The sequence below is a fragment of the Mesorhizobium sp. genome, assembly GCF_041661565.1.
GTDB lineage: Bacteria > Pseudomonadota > Alphaproteobacteria > Rhizobiales > Rhizobiaceae > Mesorhizobium.
Genome location: NZ_JBAZUD010000007.1, coordinates 48,478 through 67,695 on the forward strand (window position 1 = coordinate 48,478; position 19,218 = coordinate 67,695).

Genomic DNA, 19,218 nt, shown 5'->3' on the forward strand with positions numbered 1-19,218 from the left:
CGGCGTTCGGTCAGAACGGGCGAAGGGTCAGTCCTTAAGGATCGTCATGTCGCTCGACGACCATCCGACATCGACCTGCGTGCCGGTCTCGAAAAACTCTGTATTCATCTGTGGCAGGACGCGGATCTTCATCATGTCGCCGGTGCCCGCCAGTTCGACCCGGTACCGGATGCTTCCCGGGGTGTAGAGACACTCCCGCACGGTGGCGGTGTAGTGATTGTCGAGCGTCGCCGCGCCTGAGCCTACCGTGATGCGCTCAGGGCGAATGCAGGCGAATTTTCCCGGTCCCGCAGCCTTGTCCCCGCGGATGACGACCTGCGTGCCGCCCTCGAGCACGATCCGTGTCTGGCCCGGACCTGAAGGTATTGCCGCTTTCACCGCGAAGATCGAGGCCTCGCCCAGGAACTCGGCCACGAATCGGCTGTTTGGATGCTCATAGAGTTCTCTTGGGCTGCCGATCTGGGTCAATGAACCATCACGCATGATCGCGATGCGGTCGGCCAGGAAAGCCGCCTCCTGCTGGTCGTGCGTCACGTAGATGACCGTGACGCCCATCTCCTGCTGGAAGCGCTTGATCTCTTCCTGCATCTCGTCGCGCAGGTTCTTGTCGAGGGCGCCAAGCGGCTCGTCCATCAACAGGATCGACGGTTTGTAGATGGATGAACGCGCCAGCGCCACGCGCTGCTGCTGGCCGCCGGACAGCTGCGAGGGCAAGCGCGTCGCGAAGGCATCGAGCCGCACCATGCCCAGGCTTTCATTGACGCGCCTGGCGACCTCATCCCTGGGCACGCCGCGAATCCTGAGCGGATACCCGACATTTTCGGCCACGGTCATGTGTGGGAAGAGTGCGTAGTTCTGGAAAACCATGCCGATATTGCGTCGGTAGATCGGCTCCGGGACGATGTCATGCCCATCGATTACGATCTGTCCGGCGGTGGGGTCTATATAGCCCGCGATCATGCCGAGCAGCGTCGACTTGCCGGAACCGCTGGGGCCGATAATGGCAAAGAAATCGCCGGATTCTATGTCGATCGTGGTCGGGATCACGGCGTTGAAGTTGTTGTAGCGCTTGCTCAGGTTGCGGATCGATACCGCGGCGCCGCCGAGGCTGGCTTGACCCGGTGCTTGCGATCGACGTGCCATTTGCAGCATCCTATTTGTCCTTGCCAAGGCGCGGCAACAGCGTCGCCGCGACGATGAGTAGGCTGGTCACCACGAGGACGACAGTGGCCGCCGCCGCGATTTCAGGCGTTACCTGGAAGTTGAGCTGTTCCCAGAGCAGAAGGGGCAGCGTCCGCGTCGAGGGGCTGCTCAGGAACAAGGCCAGCACGAGTTCGTCCAGAGACGCCGCGAAGGCGAAAATGAATCCGGCGATGACAGCTGCCCGGATCATCGGGAATGTGATCAGCCTGAAGGTCTGGAAGGCGTTCGCGCCCAGCGTCATCGACGCGATCTCCATGCGGCTGGAATAGGAGGTCAACGCGCCGCACACGGTGATGAACGGAAACGGCAGTCCGATCACCGCATGGGCCAGGATCACGGCGCCGAGCGTCCCCTGCAGCCCCAGCCAGACGCTGATCGGAAACAGCCCGATTGCGAGGACGATCTGTGGCAGGACCGCAGGCGCGACCGCCAGCACGCTCAACAGCGACTTGCCAGCCATGTCGGCGCGGATCACGGCGAGCGCGGTGCAGACGCCGACGACGGTGGCCAGCGCCGCGGCGCAGGCGCCGATCATCACGCTGTTCAGGATCGCGTTCAGGTAGTCTTCGTTGCCGAGGAACTGCTGATACCAGCGGATGGACAGATCGGTTGGCGGAAAGGAAAGGTATGATTTGCCCTGGAACGACACAGCGACGACGACCAGGATAGGCACCAGGAAGCCGATCAGGACAGCGCCCACGAGACCGCCAAGAAATCCGCTCCATGCCGACCAGAGTCTTTTTTCGCTGATCACCCCAGGATCCCCGCTTGGGCCCTGCCGCTGCGACGCGAGACCAATTGACTTAGCCTCAGCAGGCCAAAAACCAGGACGGTGAGCAAGAGAACGACAATCGCCAGCGACGAGGCGAGGGGCCAGTTCAACAACCTGTTTGCCTGTTCGCTGATCAAGATCGAAACCACCGTCATGTTGCCGCCAAGCAGGGACGGTGTGACGAAGAAGCCGAGCGACGTCACGAAGACGATGGTCGTTCCGACCATGATGCCGGGCATGGACAGCGGCAGGGTGACCGCGAGAAACTGCCGCCACGGGTTGGCGCCCATGACCGCTGCCGCCCTCGGAAGATTAGGATCGATCGCGCGAAGCCCGTTCAGGATGGGAACGACCATGAACGGCACCATGATGTAGGTCATGGCGATCATCAGACCGATGCCGTTGTCAATGAAGCGGATTGGTTCATCGATCACGCCGATGCCTGTCATCAGCGAGTTCACCGGGCCGTTCCGGCCCAGCAAGATCATCCATGCGAAGGAGCGGATGACGGTGCTGGCCCAGAACGGCAGGAAGATGAGGAAGATGCCGATCGTCGCCAATCTGCCCTTGAGGCGGGCGAGAACATAGGAAATGGGATAACCGACCAGCAGCGACAGGATCGTGACCATCAAGGCCACGTAAAACGTGTTGTACAGAACCTTTCGGATGCCCGGGTCGGTGACCACCTTGATGTATTCGCCGGCCGGACCGTTCTGGCCGCTGAAACTTTCCGTGCCGATGACAAAGAGCGGCGCCAGGAAGAACGGCGTCAGCAAGATCGCGGCAGGCACGGACAGCAGGTATCTGCGCAGTTTCATGACATCAGGTCTTTCGACGCGGGCGTGTTGGCATCGCGAACCGGGGCTCGGCGGAAATCAGGCGGCAATCGACGATCACATGGGCAAGCCACGGTGGGGGCAATGGCTTGCCCGCACCGTTTGGCCTCGTCACCGCTGCTTACTGTGACACGACCCAGTTGTTGAAGCGATCATAGATCTCCGTGCCGTTCTTCAGCCAGTAGTCGCCGTCGATGGTGACCGCCGACTTGGCGTTTTCCGGCGCACTCGGCATGCGGGCACGTTCGTCCGGGCTCAGCAGATCGAACGCGGCGTTCGCCGTCGGGCCGTACGGAATGTGCTTTGAAAATGTCGCCTGATGCTCGGGGTCCATGCAGTGCGCGATGAACTGCATCGCCGTATCGCGGTTCTTGCCGCCCTTGGGCAGGCTCCAGATGCCGGGCGTGTGCAGGGAGTTCTCGAACGTGTAGTCGACCGGACCGCCCTGCTGCTTGATGGGGTCTACTCGGCCGTTCCAGCACATGCCGTAGTCGGCTTCGTTGCTTGCCAGCAGCTGAGCGCTTTGCGCGCCCGACGTCCACCAGGTGATTTGCGAGCGGATGCCGTCCAGCATTGCGAAGGCCTTGTCGAGATCGAGCGGATAAAGCTTGTCGATCGGCTGGCCCGCGCCAAGTGCGGCGACTTCAAGCGTCTGGGCGGCGTTCTTCCAGAGCGTGCGGCGACCCTTGACCTTCGGATCGAAAAATTCCTGCCAGTTCTTCGGACGGCTGCTCTTGGCGGCGGCGTCGGTATTCCAGCTGAGCACGCAGCCGGCGACGTAGCAGGTCGTCCAGTACTTGCTGGCCGCGCCGTCTATCAAGCCGTCCTTCGGCACCACGCTATAATCGATTTCGTCGAGCAGCCCCGCAACCGCGAGAGGCGCCACTTCTGAAGAGTCCGTGTCGGCAACGTCGATGTCGACAGCTCCGGCGTCGACCATGGCCTTGAAACGCGCGCCTTCCAGATACGGGGCGCTGATGATCTTGACGCCGGTCTTCTTCTCGAACGTGTCGAAGAAGGCCACCTTGAAGGCGTCGCCCAACGCGCCGCCGCCATTTGCGACAGCCAGGGAGGCCGGAGCGGCACGAACGATGGCCGGCATGCCGATCAGCGAGACCGCGGCCGTGCCCGCACCAAGTTTCAGAACGCTGCGTCTGCTCAGGCGATTTGCGATGTTCTTCATGAAGTTCCCCTTTTTTGATTGGTGGACCAGGTTGCGCGCGCCATCCGGCCTGTTTGCCGGGCGAACTGTCGTTGCAGGTTGGCGGCCTGTGCTGTCCGACGATCGTCCAAATGGATTGTTCTCCAAAGCCACATGGTTGTAGAGCTTGCACGGTCGTGCGTTTCCAGCGCCGGTACTTGCTCCTCGATTTTTGTAGCGGAAAATTTCGGGGCAATCCATCCTGATTCGCGTTGATAGTGGATATTTTTCTTGCTATAGCCCGTTCCGAAAAATGGAGGTCTTTTCGCGATGCCCTGGTCGAACCGCAAGAATTCAGAACTGGTGGAGCGGGCGCGTCGCGTTATCCCGGGCGGTATGTATGGTCATGAATCGACTGCGCTTTTGCCTGCCGACTTCCCCCAGTTCTTCAGCCGCGCGAAGGGTGCCCGGCTCTGGGACGCCGATGGCAATGAATATATCGACTATATGAGCGCCTACGGACCGAACCTGTTCGGTTATGGGAATGCCGATATCGAGGCCGCCGCGCGCAAGCAGGCCGACCTCGGCGACACGATGACCGGACCTTCGCATGTCATGGTCGATCTGGCCGAAGCGCTGGTGTCGATGATCTCGCATGCCGATTGGGCGATGTTCTGCAAGAATGGCAGTGACGCGACCACGATGGCCATGACGACGGCGCGCGCTTACTCGGGCCGCAGCAAGATCATCGTGGCGGTCGGCGCCTACCATGGCAGCCAGCCATGGTGCACGCCCAACCGGACCGGCATCGTCGACGACGACCGCCGCAACATCATCACCTATGAATACAACAACATCGAAAGCCTCGAGGCCGCGGTGCGCCAGGCGGAAGGGGACCTGGCCGGTATCTTCGCCACGCCGTTCCGACATGAGGTGTTCGCCGACCAGATGATCCCGTCGGTGGAGTTCGCCCAGGCCGTGCGCAAGATTTGCGATGCCCAGGATGTCGCCCTCATCGTCGACGATGTCCGCGCCGGCTTCAGGCTGGCGCGGGATTGCTCGTGGTCGATCCTGGGTGTTCAGCCGGATATCAGCTGCTGGGGCAAGGCGATCGCCAACGGGCATCCGATCTCGGCCATGGTCGGCTCGCACCGCTTCTACGCGGCGGCGCGTTCGATTTTCGCGACCGGATCGTTCTGGTTCTCCGCCGTGCCGATGGCGGCCGGCGTTGAGACGCTGCGGCTCATCCGCGAAACCAGATATCTTGAACAGACGGTCGATTTGGGCGACAGGCTGCGCGCCGGGCTGGACGAGCAGGCCGCCGCTTTCGGCTTCTCGCTGCGCCAGACCGGTCCGTCCCAGATGCCGCAGATCCTGTTCCACGAGGATCCGGACATGCGGCTTGGATATGCCTGGGTGGCGAACGCGCTCAAACACGGCGTCTATTTCCACCCTTACCACAACATGTTCCTGAATGCGGCGATGACGGCCGCTGACATCGATCAGACGCTGCAGGCGAGCGAGCGCGCTTTCGCTGAACTGAAGGCCGATCGTGCGCGAATTCCGGCGAACGAGAATCCCCTGGTGATCGCCCGGCTGAAGCGAGCCCGTTGAGGCCAGGCGAGAGCCGGACCGTGGCCGGGAAGACCCTCTATCGGGCAGCTCTGCCGTGATCTGGTGTTCGCGGGTTGTCGGACATTTGCTGGGCGGCGGGAATGCGGCTGTGCTCGCTCTCGCGGTCTTCCATCGCGCATCATAAGCCCAAGACAGTCAATGGCCGATTTGTCCATCTTCACCGAGCGACGCACCCATAACAAATGGGTGGACCGACCCGTCGAGGACGAGCTTCTCAGGGAGCTCTATGATCTTGTGAAGATGGGGCCGACTTCGGCGAATTGCTGCCCCGCGCGCTTCGTGTTCGTGCGCACGAAGGACGCCAAGGAGAAATTGCGCCCCTCTCTGAGCCGTGGAAACACCGACAAGACAATGGCCGCGCCGGTGACGGTCATCGTCGCCCACGATATTGAATTCTATGAACGCATGCCGCAGCTTTTTCCGCATGCGGACGCACGCTCCTGGTTCACCTCAAGCCCGGAAACAATCCAGGAGACAGCGTTCCGCAATGGCAGCCTCCAGGGCGCTTACCTTATCATCGCGGCGCGGATGCTTGGCCTGGACACGGGTCCGATGTCAGGCTTCAAGAATGACATCGTCGATGAAGCGTTCTTCGCCGGGACAGGCTGGAAAAGCAATTTCCTGGTCAACCTTGGCTATGGCGATCCGTCCGGTCTCTTCGCAAGGCTGCCGCGGCTCGCGTTCGAAGACGCGTGCGTCTTCGCCTGAGCTTCGCACGGCAACGAAAGAGGTGGCTTTAACGGCCGTCTCTTGCGTTGGTACGCCGGGAACCTTCCCGTCCTCAAGCCTTCAATAGTTGATTGCGAAGCTGCGCATCGGATCGTAGTGCGCTTCCCAATAGGCCTTCCAGATCGTCTTGCTGAGGAGCCCGACGTCGCCATTGCCGACGGGCGCTCCGTCCAGCGTGGTGATGGGCATGACGCCGCCGGCCGTGGTCACGAACAGCAGTTCGTCGCAGTCATAGGCGGCGCTGACCGGCACGTCCTCGACATGGCATTCGATGCCGTTTGCGCGGGCAACCTCAAGAACCGTCTTGCGCGTCACGCCTTCCAGAACGCCGCGCTTCGGCGTCCGCAGGATCCCGTCCTTGATGACACAGACATTGAATCCGGACCCCTCGGTCAGGTTTCCATCGCCGTCTGTCAGGATGGGATAGTTGGCGCCGCGATCGCGCGCCTCAAACATTCCGCGGACGAAGTCGCCCCACTGCAGATTCTTGACGGTTGGATCGATCGCGCCGGGCGGCACACGGCGCACGTCGCGCGCGATGATCGCCGACCCGCCGGTCTTCTGCATCTCCTCGCCCATGACCCAGAGGAATGGCTGAACGATGAGGTAGAGGTTGTTCTCGATTTCTTCCGGGCTGTACTGGCGGATGAATTTCAGGCCGCGGGTCACTATCATGCAGACATAGGCATCGCGGATCCCGCTCTTCGCAGCCATTTCGACCAGCTTCTGGCGGATACCATCGCGGTCCAGCGCACTGCGAAGGCGCAGGATTTTCATGCTGCGCTCGAACCGATCAAGGTGGTCATCCAGCCGGAAGAAGCGACCGTCCCATATCGACGGCACGTCATAGGTCAGGTCCGAGTGCATGAAGCCCTGGTCAAGGATCGGGATGCGCGCCTCGTTGATCGGATAAAGTTCGCCCTCGATATAGGCGACGCCTTGGGCAAGCGGGTTGTCGCTCGCCTGCAACTCCGCCACGCGCTTTCGGTAGTCAGTGAAGATGAAATCCGTATAGGACACCGAAACCTCCGAAAGTGGATATTTTTTGATTATGGAAATTTGAGCTTAAGCCGCTGATTTGTCAACTATAATCCTGCGGATCTGCAGAAAAAAGGCCCCCGGGGAGGGGGCCTTTTCTTTGGTTGCTTTACCAGTCTCAATTGTCGATCGAGATCTCATAGAGCGGCACGTTGGAACTCGGCGAACTGCGGACGCCGTGGACCTTGCTGCCGTAGGCGAGAATGGTGTTCGGGCTGATCATCGGAATGATCACATTCTGGGCCCGGATCTTCTCGCCGATGTCGAAGTAGATCTTCTCTGCTTGCTCCGGCGTCGACTTCAACGCTTCCGCCAGCATGGTCTTGGTGTCGGGCAACAGGAAGGAAGGATCGCGTTCTCCGCCGCCACGCTTTGCCCAGGGCGAATCCGGCGCCAGGCCGAAATAGCCCACATACTGCGACGTGCCGTAGAAATCCGGTGCGAAGAAGACGAAGGAAAGCGGAATGTGATCCTTCGTCGCCTTCTCACGCCAGTTCGGGAATTCGACCGGCTGCAATTCCAGCTTGATGTTCACCTTGGCCAGGTCCTGCTGGATTTTCTGCATGGCCAGTGTGAAGTCCACGCCGTAGACGTTCAGCTTGGGGTAGGTCGCATCGAGGGTGAATCCGTCGGCATGACCGGCTTTCGCCAGGATTTCCTTGGCCTTTTCCGGATTGTATTCCGGAACAGGGTGGTTGGCGCCGCCTGGAAAATCAAGCGGGAAGGGCACGGAAATCAACCGGCCATTGCCCGTGCCGAGCGTGAACTCGATCAGCGAATTGCGATCCACCGCGATGGAGATGGCTTCGCGGATATCCGGCGTCATCGGTACGGGATTCGAAACCGCGCCGGGGCTGAGCGTCATGTACACGAAATTGTTGGAAGGCGCGGACTCGGTCTTCACATTGTCGCCGGTCAGCGTCTTGGCGGTTTCCGGATCGATGTTCATGGCGACGTCCGCCTGCCCGCTCTGCAGCAATTGGGCCTGCGCGACAGCATCGCCGACCTGGCGGATGACGATCTCGTCGACCTTGGCCGGATCGCGCCAATAGTTCTCATTGCGCTTCAGGCGCAGTTCGGAGCCAGGCTGGTACGATTCCAGCACGAACGGACCGGCGCCGACCGAGTGGGCCAGGAACCAGGGTTCCGCCTGGTCGGTCGTCGCGGCGTCCGCCGCGGACGATGCCTTGCCTTCGGCCTGTGCGACATCGCTGTTGACGACGCCGAAATAGCTGGCGGCCAGCACATTCAGGAGTTCTGAATTCGGCGCCGCCGTCTTGACGACGACGGTTGCCGCGTCCGGCGTTTCGATCGATGCGATCGAAGCGGCGAGGTCGGAAGGGCTGCCCTTAATGTTCTTCAGCCGCTCCCACGACCATTTGACATCCTTGGCCTCGACGGGCGAACCGTCGGAGAACTTGGCCTTGGGGTTCAGCTTGAAGGTGAAGGTCGTCTGGTCGGCGCTTGCTTCCCAGCTTTCCGCGATAACCGGAACCAGCTTGTTCTGGGCATCGAGGCCGACGAGGCCGTCATACACCGCGGCGTTGTAGATCATGCAGGTGTCGCACCAGCCGCGCGTGATATCCAGCGAGTTGATGTCCATGTCGCGTGCGATCACCAGGGTCTTGGCGTCGGCCGGCGTGGCGATCGCTGCCAGGCCCAGCAGCATGGTCGCCGAAGCCAGGCCCTTCCAGCGCAGCTTCGAAAATTGATTGATGTTCCCCATTTTCATTATCGTGCTCCTCTTGGTTTTGATCAGGTTATGCATTCTCGGTAATCAACTCCATCGCATCACGCAATTTGTCGGCCGATCCGAGCGCGGCCTTGTTGAGGACGGCCGATACGACGGGAGCCGACAGACTGCCTGTCACGTGGAGTATCTCGTGATCTAGATCGTCGAAGGCGCGAGACTGGATCTCGGCGATCCAGTGGCGTCCGAGCGTGAAGCCGCTGGAGACCTGTTCGGCGATGATGACCCGATTTGTCTTGGCGACGGATTGCAGCACCAGCGGCCAGTCGGTGGTCAACTGGCCGATGCTGCGCATGTCGATGATCTCGGCATCGATGCCGGTTTCCTCGGCGACCTTCAACGCTATCGGCACCATGGCCGAGGTCGCCAGAACCGTGCAGGCCGATCCGGACCGTACGATCTTTGCCTTGCCGAGCGGGATGCAGTAGTCGCGCTCGTCGCGCGGCACCAGGCCCTCGCGCTGGTAGAACTCGACATGCTCGATGATGGCGACAGGATCGTTGGATTTCAGGGCGGTGTTGAGCAGGCCGACATAGTCGAACGGATTGGTCGGCGACACGATGTGCCAGCCGGGGAAAAGCCTGAACAGCGCGGACGGATCCCCCGAATGTTGCGATCCGTAACCGGTATGCGGCGACACCCGCACGCGCAGGACGACCGGCACGGGAAAGCCGCTGCCGAACATGTGGCGCACCTTGGCGATGCCATTTCCGATCTGGTCGGCGGCGACGAGACAAAAGTCGCCGAACATGATCTCGACCACCGGCCGTAATCCGCGCAGGGCCGCACCCAGCGCAACACCTGTAAAGCCGTTTTCCGCGATCGGCATTGCCAGCACCCGGCCGGGAAACTGTTCCAGGGCCGAGCGTGTGAACCCGCTGACGCCGCCGCGAAGACGGTGCACGTCTTCACCGAGCACGATGATGGTGGGATCCGCTGCCATGGCCGCGCTCAGCGCCTCGCCGGCAGCGGTTACGAACCGGGTCTTGACCAGTTCCTCCTCGGCAAAATCCTCTATCTCACGGCATTTCAGACCAGCCATTTCCGATGGATCCGCCAGGATCCCGTCATCCACGCTTTGAGGCGAGGGCCACAGGGCTTCGGGAATACGCGGCTGATTGCTTCCCGGCACGGTTTCCGTCAGCCGGTTGGCGGCCGCCTGAACGACGGCACTGACGGTTGCATCGATGTGAGCAAAGCCGGCACTGTCGAGTATGCCGAGCGCCGCCAGGCGCTGCTCGGCAAGGCGCAACGGATCGCGTTTCAGCCAGTCCTGTTCTTCCTCGCGGCTGCGGTAGCCGAACTCGCTGCCTGTCTTGCCACCGCTTTGGTGGAAGTGCCGGTAACATCTCGCCTCGACCACGACTGGGCCGCGCCCGTCGCGGATGATTGCGCGGGCGTCGGCCATCGCTTGATGAACCGACACGACATCCATGCCGTCGCATTCGATGCCGGTGAAGCCGAGCATGGGGCCGCGCGAGGCGATGCGGGGCTCCGCCGTCACGTCGTTGATGTGCGTCGACACGGCGTAGAGATTGTTCTCCACGAAGAAGATGACCGGCAGCTTGTAGGCCGCGGCGATGTTCATGGATTCATAGGTCGCTCCCTGCAGCGAAGCGCCGTCGCCGAAGAAGGTCACGGAGATACCGTCGCGGCCAAGCACCCGGTCCGCCAGGGCGTAGCCGACGCCATGCGGGATGTTGCCGCCGACAATCGCGCTGGTGCCGGCCACGCCGGATGCCGCATCGCGCATATGCATCGAGCCGCCGCGGCCCTCGCAATAACCCGGCAGCAGGCCCATGATCTCGGCCATCAGGCGGTAGACCGCGTCGCTCATCGGCTCTGTAAAATCGGCCGCGCGTATGTCGAAATCCGCTTGGGTCTTCGCATTGACGAGTTTGGTCAGGACTTGGTGGTGGGCACGATGCGTGCCATTGATCTGGTCGCCGGCGCGCAGGATCGACATGGCGCCCACGGCCGCTGCTTCCTGGCCGATGCTGGCATGTGCCGGACCATGGACGAGCCCCGCCTTTTCAAGGTCGAGGATCTTCTCCTCGAAGCGCCGGATCAGCTGCATCTGGCTGTAAAGCTGGACCAAGTCGCGTTCCGGCACGGCGGCCCAATCCGCCTCCTCGGTCTCGATCCTGTACCAGGGCGCGGATGGGCTCAATTCATGCTTCTGCACCAACTACAGCCCTCCCGTCGGGCTTACGCAGAGCCAGGCTCCAAGCTTCTCGCGTCGCGTTGAGGTGCGGACGATGGGGTCGTCGGACGCAAAGGCTTCAACGCCGCACGCCAGGTTTTCCAACACCACCGGTTTGGCGGCATTGCGTGATTCCGGGAGGTTGATTCCCACCGCCCCGACGCCATCCAAGGGCCGACTTCGCATAACGACCTGGCTCACGCTGCTCACACCGGAAAACTCATGCGTGGAATTTAATTTCATATCCGGTTAGGGACTATAGAGAGCAGATTTTTTGGCTGCAACTGAAAATCGTCGACCGCATCAGCCTTGGCCTTGGACCAGCCATAATCGATAAAAGGCGCATTACGCAAACAGGACGCTTGCTGCAAATTGCCCGAGGCGCTCGCTTGTTTGGTCCGTCCGGCTGAAGACGGCGTGGAAGGTGTTGGAGTTCAGGAATGACGGAACAGCGACGTTCGAAAGTGATGTTGATAACCGGAGCGGCGAGTGGCATCGGCGCTGCGATCGCCAGGTTGGCCGTGCAAAAAGCCTATCGGGTGGCGATTGCAGATATCGCTTTCGATGCGGCCAGGAAGCTGGCCTCGGAGCTCGGCGACAATGCCATGCCGATTGACCTTGATATCTGCTCGCCGGAGATGTGGCGACAGGCGCTCGATGCAACCCGCCAACATTTCGGCGGGCTGGACATTCTTCTGAACAATGCGGGCATTGCGCATCCCGGCCTGACCAAGGATGTGCCCTTCGAAATGCATGAGCAAACGCTGAAGGTGAACGCACTTGGGCCGATGCTCGGAGCCATGACGGTCATCCCTCATTTTAAGGCGCAAGGTTCCGGTCATGTCGTGACGGTGTGCTCGATGACGTCGTTCCTGACGCTGCCTGGCCTGGTGAGTTACGCCGCTTCCAAACATGCACTGCGCGCCATGCATTTCGGCATCGCGCTGGAGGAGCGCGCATCGCCGATCGATTTCACCATTGTCCATCCAGGCGCGACCGAGACGCCGATGCTTGAACTCGAGGCGGAGAAAAACGTCACCGCGGCCTTCGCGCGCGCTGCGGCCTCGCCCGACGATATAGCGGCGATCATCCTCAAGGCGATCAGGGCGAAGAAAGTCGAGGTCTGCATTCCGTCCGCACGAGGCCGCGTGGTCAAGGCGATCGGCTCCAACCCACGCCGGCTGTTCGAAGTCATGCAGAAGAACGAGGAGATCGGCGCCAAGGCGCTGGCCGATCGCAAGGCGGCACAATGACCGGGGGACCGGATATTCGGGAGATCGAGGACGCAGCCGGACGGCTTGCGCCGATTCTCCGCAAGACGACGCTGTTCGAAAGTGAGCGGCTGAACGCGCAAATTGGCGGCCGCTTGCTCGTGAAGGCCGAGACGCTTCAGCCCACGGGCAGCTTCAAGATCCGCGGCGCCTGGAACAGGATCTCGCGACTGTCCGCCGACAGTCTTTCCAGGGGCGTCCTCGCTTTGTCCTCGGGTAACCACGGGCTGGCTGTGGCGTGGGCCGCACGACGAGCCGGCGCGCGTCGCATCGTCGTGTTGATGCCGGTGGATGCGCCGCGCACCAAGATCGAGCAGACCCGGGCATTCGGTGCGGAAATTGTCGCGTATGACCGCCGCAAGGCAGACCGCAATGCGCTGGTTGCCCAATGGCGCGATGGGCAGGGCCTTGTTTATATCCCCGCCTTCGACGATCCGCAGGTTATCGCCGGCGCGGCGACGGTCGCTTATGAGATCGCCGAGGAGGCAGCTGCATCGCACATCGCGATCGATCTGTTCGCTGCCGCATGCTCCGGTGGAGGTCTGATCGCGGGGAGCGCTCTCGCGCTTCGCGCCCTGTCGCCGGCCACTGAAATCTGGGGCGTAGAGCCCGAAGCTTATGACGATACCGCTCAAAGCCTGGCGGCAGGCGAGCGCGTTGCCGTCTCCGCATCAGGCAAGACCATCTGCGATGCCTTGCTGTCGCTAACGCCGGGCGAACTGACGTTCACGATCAACCGCAAGTCACTGTCCGGCATCGTCGGCGCCAGCGATGACGACGCGCGCGCCGGAATGAAGGCGGCCTTCGAGGAATTCGGGCTGGTCGCGGAGCCAAGTGGGGCGCTGGCTCTGGGCGCAATCCTGGCAGGCAGGATGGATGTGAAAGGCCGCACCGCAGCCGTAGTGCTCAGCGGCCGCAACGTCGATCTCGATCTCTATCGACGCGAGATGGCGGATAGCGCCCTCGATCCGTCACCCGAACGATTGACCGGATGACAGGCGGCATGCGGGTCGTAACGGACAATCTCATCTATCCCGAAGGCCCGATCGCGATGGCGGACGGCTCGGTCGTCCTTGTCGATATCGCGGATGAGAGCCTCAAGCGCGTCTTGCCCGATGGGTCGGTCGATGTCATCGCCGCGGTCCCGGGAGGACCCAACGGCGCCGCGCTGGGGCCGGACGGCCGCGTCTATGTCTGCAACCATGGCGGGGTCGACTGGATCGATGTCCAGGACGGGCGGCTGCGCACCGGACCACAGCGGGCGGACTACCAGGGAGGCGGCATCGATGTCGTCGACCTCCAATCGGGCCACGTCGAGCACCTCTATGACCGGTGTGGCGACTATAAGCTGCGCGGGCCGAACGACCTGGTGTTCGACGGCACCGGTGGCTTCTGGTTCACCGACATGGGCAAGCGCCGCCAGCGCGATATGGATCTTGGCGCCGTCTATTGGGCCGCCGCCGACGGCTCAGCAATAAGGGAGGTCATTTCCGGCCTCATCTCCCCGAACGGCATCGCGCTGTCGCCGGATGGCAGCACGCTTTATGTCGCCGAGACCTACACCGGCCGCATCTGGTCGTGGACCGTCGAAGCGCCGGGCCAGGTCCGAAAACTGGATTGGCCCGCGCCGGCCGGCGGCACCCTTTTTGCCAGCCCCGGCGGACGCGCCCGGTTCGATGGCCTGGCCGTCACGCAGTCGGGCGCCGTCTGCGCGGCGGCACTGGACCTGTGCGCCATCCTCGAATTTCGCGGGCCAGGCAGCGAGGCGATCGTGCATCCCGTGCCCGACCTGCTTGTGACCAATCTGTGCTTCGGTGGGGGCGACATGCGGACTTGCTACGTGACACTCTCGCACCAGGCACGATTGGTCAGTCTAGCATGGCACGAGCCGGGGCTGGCCCTGCACCATTCCGGCCAAGGAGCCATCGGCTGACCTGTTGAGTTGCTGCGAAAAAAATCGAATAGGCTGTTGCAATTTCAAGCTGGCTCGCCTGTATGAGTTAGGGCCGTTGCCTTCAAGAACGCCACTGATCGGCGGGGTGGTATCGCATGCGATGCCGTCGACAGCCGACTGAAAGATCCATATTTGCTCCAGCATCTGGCTGGTATCGGAGATTGATGATGTCGTATCCGCAAAACGTTCTGCTGCATATCGATGGTCGGTGGAAAGGGGCCGCGGCCGGCAAGACTTTGCCGATCATCAACCCCGCCAACGAGTCCGTACTCGGCCAGCTTGCTCACGCGCAAAAGGCGGATCTCGACGAGGCGCTTGCGGCAGCGGATAAGGGCTTTGCCGTATGGAGCAGGACGTCGGCCTTCGAGCGCTACAAGCTGATGCGCAAGGCGGGGGACCTCGTGCGCGAACGCGCCGATCGGATCGCGAGCATGATGACCGCCGAGCAGGGCAAGCCCTTGTCCGAGGCCAGGATGGAAACGCTTTCCGCCGCCGACCTGATCGACTGGTTCGCGGAGGAGGGGCGCCGCACCTACGGCCGTGTCGTTCCGGCGCGGGCCGTTGGCGTCAGCCAGATCGAGGTGAAGGAACCCGTCGGCCCGGTCGCGGCCTTCACGCCGTGGAATTTTCCGCTCAACCAGGTGGTGCGCAAGCTGTCCGCGGCCTTGGCGACGGGCTGCTCCATCATCATCAAGGGACCGGAAGAGACACCTGGCTCGCCCGCCGAACTGGTCAGGGCCTTCGTCGATGCGGGCGTGCCGGCGGGCGTCGTCAACCTGGTTTACGGCGTGCCTGCCGAGATTTCGTCCTATTTGATCCCGCATCCGACGATCAGGAAGATCTCTTTCACCGGCTCGACCCCGGTCGGCAAGCAACTTGCCGCCCTGGCCGGCCAGCACATGAAGCGGGCGACGATGGAACTGGGCGGCCATGCGCCGGTGATCGTGCTGCAGGACGCCGACATTCAGCATGCCGCGACGGTCATGGCGGCATCCAAGTTTCGCAATGCCGGCCAGGTCTGTGTGTCGCCGACCCGTTTCCTGGTGGATCAGGGCGTCTATGACGAATTCGTTGAAACCTTCACCTCGGTGGCAAAGGGCATCAAGGTTGGCGACGGACTGGCGGAAGGCACCACGATGGGACCGCTGGTCAGCGAACGTCGCGTGGAGGCCGTTGCCGCCCTGGTGCAGGACGCCGTGCAGGCTGGCGCCGAACTCGTCACCGGTGGCAAGCGGATCGGCAATTCCGGATATTTCTTCGAGCCGACCGTCCTGTCGCGTGTCCCCAGGACATCGCGCATCATGAACGAGGAGCCGTTCGGGCCGGTGGCACTGATGGTGCCCGTCGGCGGCCTGGACGAGGCGCTGGCGGAGGCAAACAGGCTGAACTATGGCCTCGCCGCCTACGCGTTCACCCGTTCGGCTGAAAGCGTCGCCAGGATATCGAGCGGCATCCGTGCCGGCATGATCTCCATCAATCATCTGGGCCTGGCCCTGCCCGAGGTGCCGTTCGGCGGCGTCAACGATTCCGGCTACGGCACGGAAGGCGGCGCGGATGCGCTGGAGCCATATCTCAACACCAAGTTCGTGACGCATCTGCAGGTCCGATAGGGCCTGCCGGACATTCATTGTCGAGCCGTTTCGAATGCGAAGCGCGGCTCTTTCGGGAGGAACAATGACCGAAGTCTTCATCTGCGACTACATCCGCACGCCGATCGGCCGCTTTGGAGGGTCCTTGTCGGCGGTCCGCGCCGACGACCTTGGCGCCGTTCCGCTCAAGGCGCTGATCGGCCGGAATGCCGGCGTGGACTGGGAGGCCGTCGACGACGTCATCCTTGGTTGCGCCAACCAGGCTGGCGAGGACAACCGAAACGTCGCGCGCATGGCGTCGCTGCTGGCCGGCTTGCCGGTCGGGGTGCCGGGCGCCACCGTGAACCGCCTCTGCGGATCAGGCATGGATGCGGTCTCGATCGCGGCGAGGTCGATCAAGGCAGGCGAAGCCGAGCTCATGATCGCCGGGGGCGTCGAGAGCATGTCGCGCGCGCCCTTCGTCATGCCGAAAGCGTCCGAGGCATTTTCGCGCAATGCCGAGATATACGACACGACCATCGGCTGGCGCTTCATCAACCCGTTGATGAAGAAGCAATATGGTGTGGATTCGATGCCCGAGACCGCGGAGAATGTGGCGGCCCAGTTTTCCATTTCCCGCCGGGACCAGGACGCGTTCGCCGCACGCAGCCAGGACAAGGCCGTCGCGGCGCAGGCGAATGGCCGGCTTGCCAGGGAGATCGCGCCGGTAACCATCCCCCAGCGCAAGGGCGACGCCGTGATTGTCGACAGGGACGAGCATCCGCGCGCGGGAACAACCGTCGAGAAGCTGTCGCTGCTGCCGACGCCTTTTCGCAAGGAAGGCGGCACGGTCACGGCGGGCAATGCATCCGGCGTCAATGACGGATCGGCCGCGCTGATACTGGCATCCGAGGCCGCGGCGAGGAAGCATGGACTGACGCCTATCGCACGCGTCCTCGGCGCGGCGACGGCTGGCGTCGAACCGCGGATCATGGGCATGGGGCCGGTGCCGGCCACGAAAAAACTATGCCAGCGGCTCGGTTTGGCGCCCACCGATTTCGACGTGGTGGAACTCAACGAGGCTTTTGCCGCACAAGGCATCGCAGTCCTGCGCCAGCTTGGACTTGCCGAGGACGCCGCGCATGTAAACCCGAATGGCGGCGCAATCGCGCTTGGCCATCCGCTCGGCATGTCCGGGGCACGCATCACAGGCAGCGCCGCGCTGGAATTGCGAGAACGCGGCGCCAGGCTGGCACTGGCAACCATGTGCATCGGCGTCGGGCAGGGCATCGCCATTGCCATCGAGCGGGTCTGATCCGACGAAGGCGCCGGGAGCGATCGCATGAGTATCAGGTTCGCGGTCATTGCCGATGATTTCACCGGTGGCTTGTTCGTCGCCAGCAATCTCGAACGGCTGGGCATACCGGTTGTCTATGTCTGCGATACCGATGTGCTTGCCGACATCGGCGACCAGGAAGTGGTGGTCGTCGCGACGCGGCTGCGCTTCATGCCGCCCCAGGATGCGGTGGCGCGGCTGGACGCATTGACGACGGCGCTGGATGCCATCGGCACGCGCCATCTCTTCTACAAATATTGTTCTACCTTCGATTGTACGGACGAAGGAAATATCGGTCCGTGTGCCGATTTCCTGATGCGGAAATACAGTGCGGATCGCCTGGTGTTCAGTCCTGGCTATCCCGATCTTCGGACTTATGTGCATGAAGGCTATCTGTTCTACAAGGACCGGCTGATCTCCGAATCGATCAAGCGCTTCGATCCGATCACGCCGATGAACGACCCCGACATGGCGCGGGTGCTGCAGCGCCAGACCGGTCATAAGGTCGGCCTGCTTCCGCACCGTGTCCTGCATGGCGGTGTCGACCAGGCTCGGGCTTATGTCGAAAGCCAGCAGGCAGGGGGTGTCCGGTATTTCCTGATGGACTGCGTCGACAATGACGACGTCGGATGCGGCGCCTCGATTTTCCTGAAAGATCGCGTCACGACGGGCGCGGATGCGCTTGCTATCGAGCTGGCCGTCCAACTGCGCCAGGGCGAGACGAACTTCCGTTCGGAAGAGCGTGCGGCACCTGTCCGTGGCCGCGGTGGGGAAGTCGTGCTCGTCGGCAGTTGCAGCGAGATCACGCTTGCCCAACGCGATCACTTCGCGAGTTCCAACCCCATGCTCGAGATCGACATCTGCGCGGATGATGAGGGGCGGCTCGTTGGCGACGCTTTGGCATGGGCTGCCAAACGGGCCTCGACGGAACAGGCGATAGGTTTCTCCGTGGCGGGAAACCCGGCCTGGGTCGCTCGCGCGCAATCGCGTTTCGGCGTTATGGGCGCAGCCCGCAAGGCCGAGCAGGTCTTGGCGGCGATTGCCGCGGAACTCGCGGAACGCGGCTTTCGCAAATTCGTTGTCTCCGGCGGCGAAACCTCGGGCGCCATCGTCGAGGCGTTGCGCATCCAGCGCATGCGGGTCCTGCCCTTCGACGATCTGGGCGCCGGCTCCTGCATCTCCCTCGATGACAGGCATATTTCGCTGTTTCTGAAGCCCGGCAAGATCGGCGCCGTCGATGTTTTTTCAGCGGCCTTGGCGAGAATGACAGGCTGACGTCCTAAGCTCGGATCTAGCGTATTCCGGGCGGACTGGCGGGCTTGATACGCCGGATTCTCTCACGCACGGTCGTCAGCAGGCCAGCGCTGGCGATGACAATGATCCCTATGACGGCCAACAGGTCCGGGTATTCCCTGAACAGCAGCATGCCGAACAGCATGGCCCAGCCAAGCTGCGTGTAGGCGACCGGGGCGATCTGGTTGGCGTGACCGATCCGGGCCGCCGTGACGAAGCACAATTGGCCGGCGCCGATGAACAGACCCGAGCACGCCATGAACAGCAAATCCCGGCCGGACGGCGCGTGAAATCCTTGCAGCAGCATTCCGATGGCGTTCACGCCGACGAGATAGAGAAACAGCATGCCGAGAATGCTGGTTTTCTTCACGCTGGTGCCGAGGCTTCTCATGATGATGATCGAGGTGCCGGTGGCCAGGCCGGTGATCGCGGCCGTGGCATGGCCAAGATGGAATTCCTGGAAACCTGGCTTGACCGCCAGAAGCACGC

At 62.4% G+C, this 19,218-nt stretch carries 16 protein-coding genes; 8 read left to right on the top strand and 8 right to left on the bottom strand.

The features are described from left to right. Nucleotides 1–27: 27 nt before the first annotated feature. From WC739_RS02635 to WC739_RS02650, 4 genes are all read right to left on the bottom strand, one after another. Nucleotides 28–1,143 carry an ABC transporter ATP-binding protein gene (locus WC739_RS02635; protein ID WP_372951459.1) on the bottom strand — a complete coding sequence of 372 codons (1,116 nt, stop codon included), beginning with the start codon at nt 1,141–1,143 and terminating at the stop codon, nt 28–30. A 10-nt stretch (nt 1,144–1,153) separates the two neighbouring features. Continuing rightward, nucleotides 1,154–1,957, bottom strand: coding sequence for an ABC transporter permease (locus tag WC739_RS02640; RefSeq protein WP_372951460.1), 804 nt, complete (start codon nt 1,955–1,957; stop codon nt 1,154–1,156). Next, on the bottom strand, nt 1,954–2,793 hold the full coding sequence (locus tag WC739_RS02645) for an ABC transporter permease (RefSeq protein WP_372951462.1): 840 nt from the start codon (nt 2,791–2,793) through the stop codon (nt 1,954–1,956). Before WC739_RS02645 ends, WC739_RS02640 begins: the two co-directional genes overlap by 4 nt. Before the next feature lie 139 nt (nt 2,794–2,932). Next, on the bottom strand, nt 2,933–3,994 hold the full coding sequence (locus WC739_RS02650) for an ABC transporter substrate-binding protein (protein ID WP_372951464.1): 1,062 nt from the start codon (nt 3,992–3,994) through the stop codon (nt 2,933–2,935). A 288-nt stretch (nt 3,995–4,282) separates the two neighbouring features. Between WC739_RS02650 and WC739_RS02655 the strand changes: the two genes are divergently transcribed. Together WC739_RS02655 and WC739_RS02660 are read left to right on the top strand one after the other, a co-directional pair. Next, entirely contained in the window at nt 4,283–5,566 is a 1,284-nt protein-coding gene (locus WC739_RS02655; protein WP_372951465.1) for an aminotransferase class III-fold pyridoxal phosphate-dependent enzyme, read from the top strand. A gap of 159 nt (nt 5,567–5,725) precedes the next feature. After that, a complete protein-coding gene (locus tag WC739_RS02660) occupies nt 5,726–6,295 on the top strand; it encodes a malonic semialdehyde reductase (protein ID WP_372951466.1) in 570 nt (189 codons plus the stop codon). 81 nt (nt 6,296–6,376) lie between these two features. Here the strand turns inward: WC739_RS02660 and WC739_RS02665 are convergent, their stop codons facing one another. From WC739_RS02665 to WC739_RS02675, 3 genes are all read right to left on the bottom strand, one after another. Then, on the bottom strand, nt 6,377–7,336 hold the full coding sequence (locus tag WC739_RS02665; protein WP_372951467.1) for an aminotransferase class IV: 960 nt from the start codon (nt 7,334–7,336) through the stop codon (nt 6,377–6,379). Nucleotides 7,337–7,472: 136 nt separating this feature from the next. Beyond that, nucleotides 7,473–9,086, bottom strand: a complete 1,614-nt coding sequence (locus WC739_RS02670) for an ABC transporter substrate-binding protein (protein WP_372951468.1) — start codon at nt 9,084–9,086, stop codon at nt 7,473–7,475. Between the two features lie 28 nt (nt 9,087–9,114). After that, on the bottom strand, nt 9,115–11,292 hold the full coding sequence (locus tag WC739_RS02675) for a thiamine pyrophosphate-dependent enzyme (RefSeq protein WP_372951469.1): 2,178 nt from the start codon (nt 11,290–11,292) through the stop codon (nt 9,115–9,117). A gap of 455 nt (nt 11,293–11,747) precedes the next feature. On the opposite strand from WC739_RS02675, the gene WC739_RS02680 reads away from it, so the two are divergent. From WC739_RS02680 to WC739_RS02705, 6 genes are all read left to right on the top strand, one after another. After that, on the top strand, nt 11,748–12,560 hold the full coding sequence (locus tag WC739_RS02680) for an SDR family NAD(P)-dependent oxidoreductase (protein WP_372951470.1): 813 nt from the start codon (nt 11,748–11,750) through the stop codon (nt 12,558–12,560). Then, complete coding sequence (locus WC739_RS02685) at nt 12,557–13,573, top strand: threonine/serine dehydratase (protein WP_372951472.1); 1,017 nt, start codon at nt 12,557–12,559, stop codon at nt 13,571–13,573. The genes WC739_RS02680 and WC739_RS02685 overlap by 4 nt, the downstream gene beginning before the upstream one ends. An 8-nt stretch (nt 13,574–13,581) precedes the next feature. Next, nucleotides 13,582–14,511, top strand: a complete 930-nt coding sequence (locus WC739_RS02690; RefSeq protein WP_372951473.1) for an SMP-30/gluconolactonase/LRE family protein — start codon at nt 13,582–13,584, stop codon at nt 14,509–14,511. 182 nt (nt 14,512–14,693) lie between these two features. Beyond that, nucleotides 14,694–16,142: an NAD-dependent succinate-semialdehyde dehydrogenase gene (locus WC739_RS02695; RefSeq protein ID WP_372951474.1), complete on the top strand. Its 1,449-nt coding sequence runs from the start codon at nt 14,694–14,696 to the stop codon at nt 16,140–16,142. A 64-nt stretch (nt 16,143–16,206) separates the two neighbouring features. After that, on the top strand, nt 16,207–17,415 hold the full coding sequence (gene pcaF, locus WC739_RS02700; RefSeq protein WP_372951475.1) for a 3-oxoadipyl-CoA thiolase: 1,209 nt from the start codon (nt 16,207–16,209) through the stop codon (nt 17,413–17,415). 27 nt (nt 17,416–17,442) lie between these two features. Continuing rightward, nucleotides 17,443–18,711, top strand: a complete 1,269-nt coding sequence (locus WC739_RS02705) for a four-carbon acid sugar kinase family protein (protein WP_372951476.1) — start codon at nt 17,443–17,445, stop codon at nt 18,709–18,711. Nucleotides 18,712–18,727: 16 nt separating this feature from the next. Here WC739_RS02705 and WC739_RS02710 read toward each other — a convergent pair. Beyond that, nucleotides 18,728–19,218: EamA family transporter (locus WC739_RS02710; protein ID WP_372951478.1), on the bottom strand; the 491-nt coding region annotated here is incomplete at its 5' end.

Coding starts and splice junctions, on each gene's coding strand:
- WC739_RS02635 (WP_372951459.1), bottom strand. CDS start 1,143: ATGGCACGTCGATCGCAAGCACCGGGTCAAGCCAGCCTCGGCGGCGCC.
- WC739_RS02645 (WP_372951462.1), bottom strand. CDS start 2,793: ATGAAACTGCGCAGATACCTGCTGTCCGTGCCTGCCGCGATCTTGCTG.
- WC739_RS02650 (WP_372951464.1), bottom strand. CDS start 3,994: ATGAAGAACATCGCAAATCGCCTGAGCAGACGCAGCGTTCTGAAACTT.
- WC739_RS02655 (WP_372951465.1), top strand. CDS start 4,283: ATGCCCTGGTCGAACCGCAAGAATTCAGAACTGGTGGAGCGGGCGCGT.
- WC739_RS02660 (WP_372951466.1), top strand. CDS start 5,726: ATGGCCGATTTGTCCATCTTCACCGAGCGACGCACCCATAACAAATGG.
- WC739_RS02670 (WP_372951468.1), bottom strand. CDS start 9,086: ATGAAAATGGGGAACATCAATCAATTTTCGAAGCTGCGCTGGAAGGGC.
- WC739_RS02680 (WP_372951470.1), top strand. CDS start 11,748: ATGACGGAACAGCGACGTTCGAAAGTGATGTTGATAACCGGAGCGGCG.
- WC739_RS02685 (WP_372951472.1), top strand. CDS start 12,557: ATGACCGGGGGACCGGATATTCGGGAGATCGAGGACGCAGCCGGACGG.
- WC739_RS02690 (WP_372951473.1), top strand. CDS start 13,582: ATGCGGGTCGTAACGGACAATCTCATCTATCCCGAAGGCCCGATCGCG.
- pcaF (WP_372951475.1), top strand. CDS start 16,207: ATGACCGAAGTCTTCATCTGCGACTACATCCGCACGCCGATCGGCCGC.
- WC739_RS02705 (WP_372951476.1), top strand. CDS start 17,443: ATGAGTATCAGGTTCGCGGTCATTGCCGATGATTTCACCGGTGGCTTG.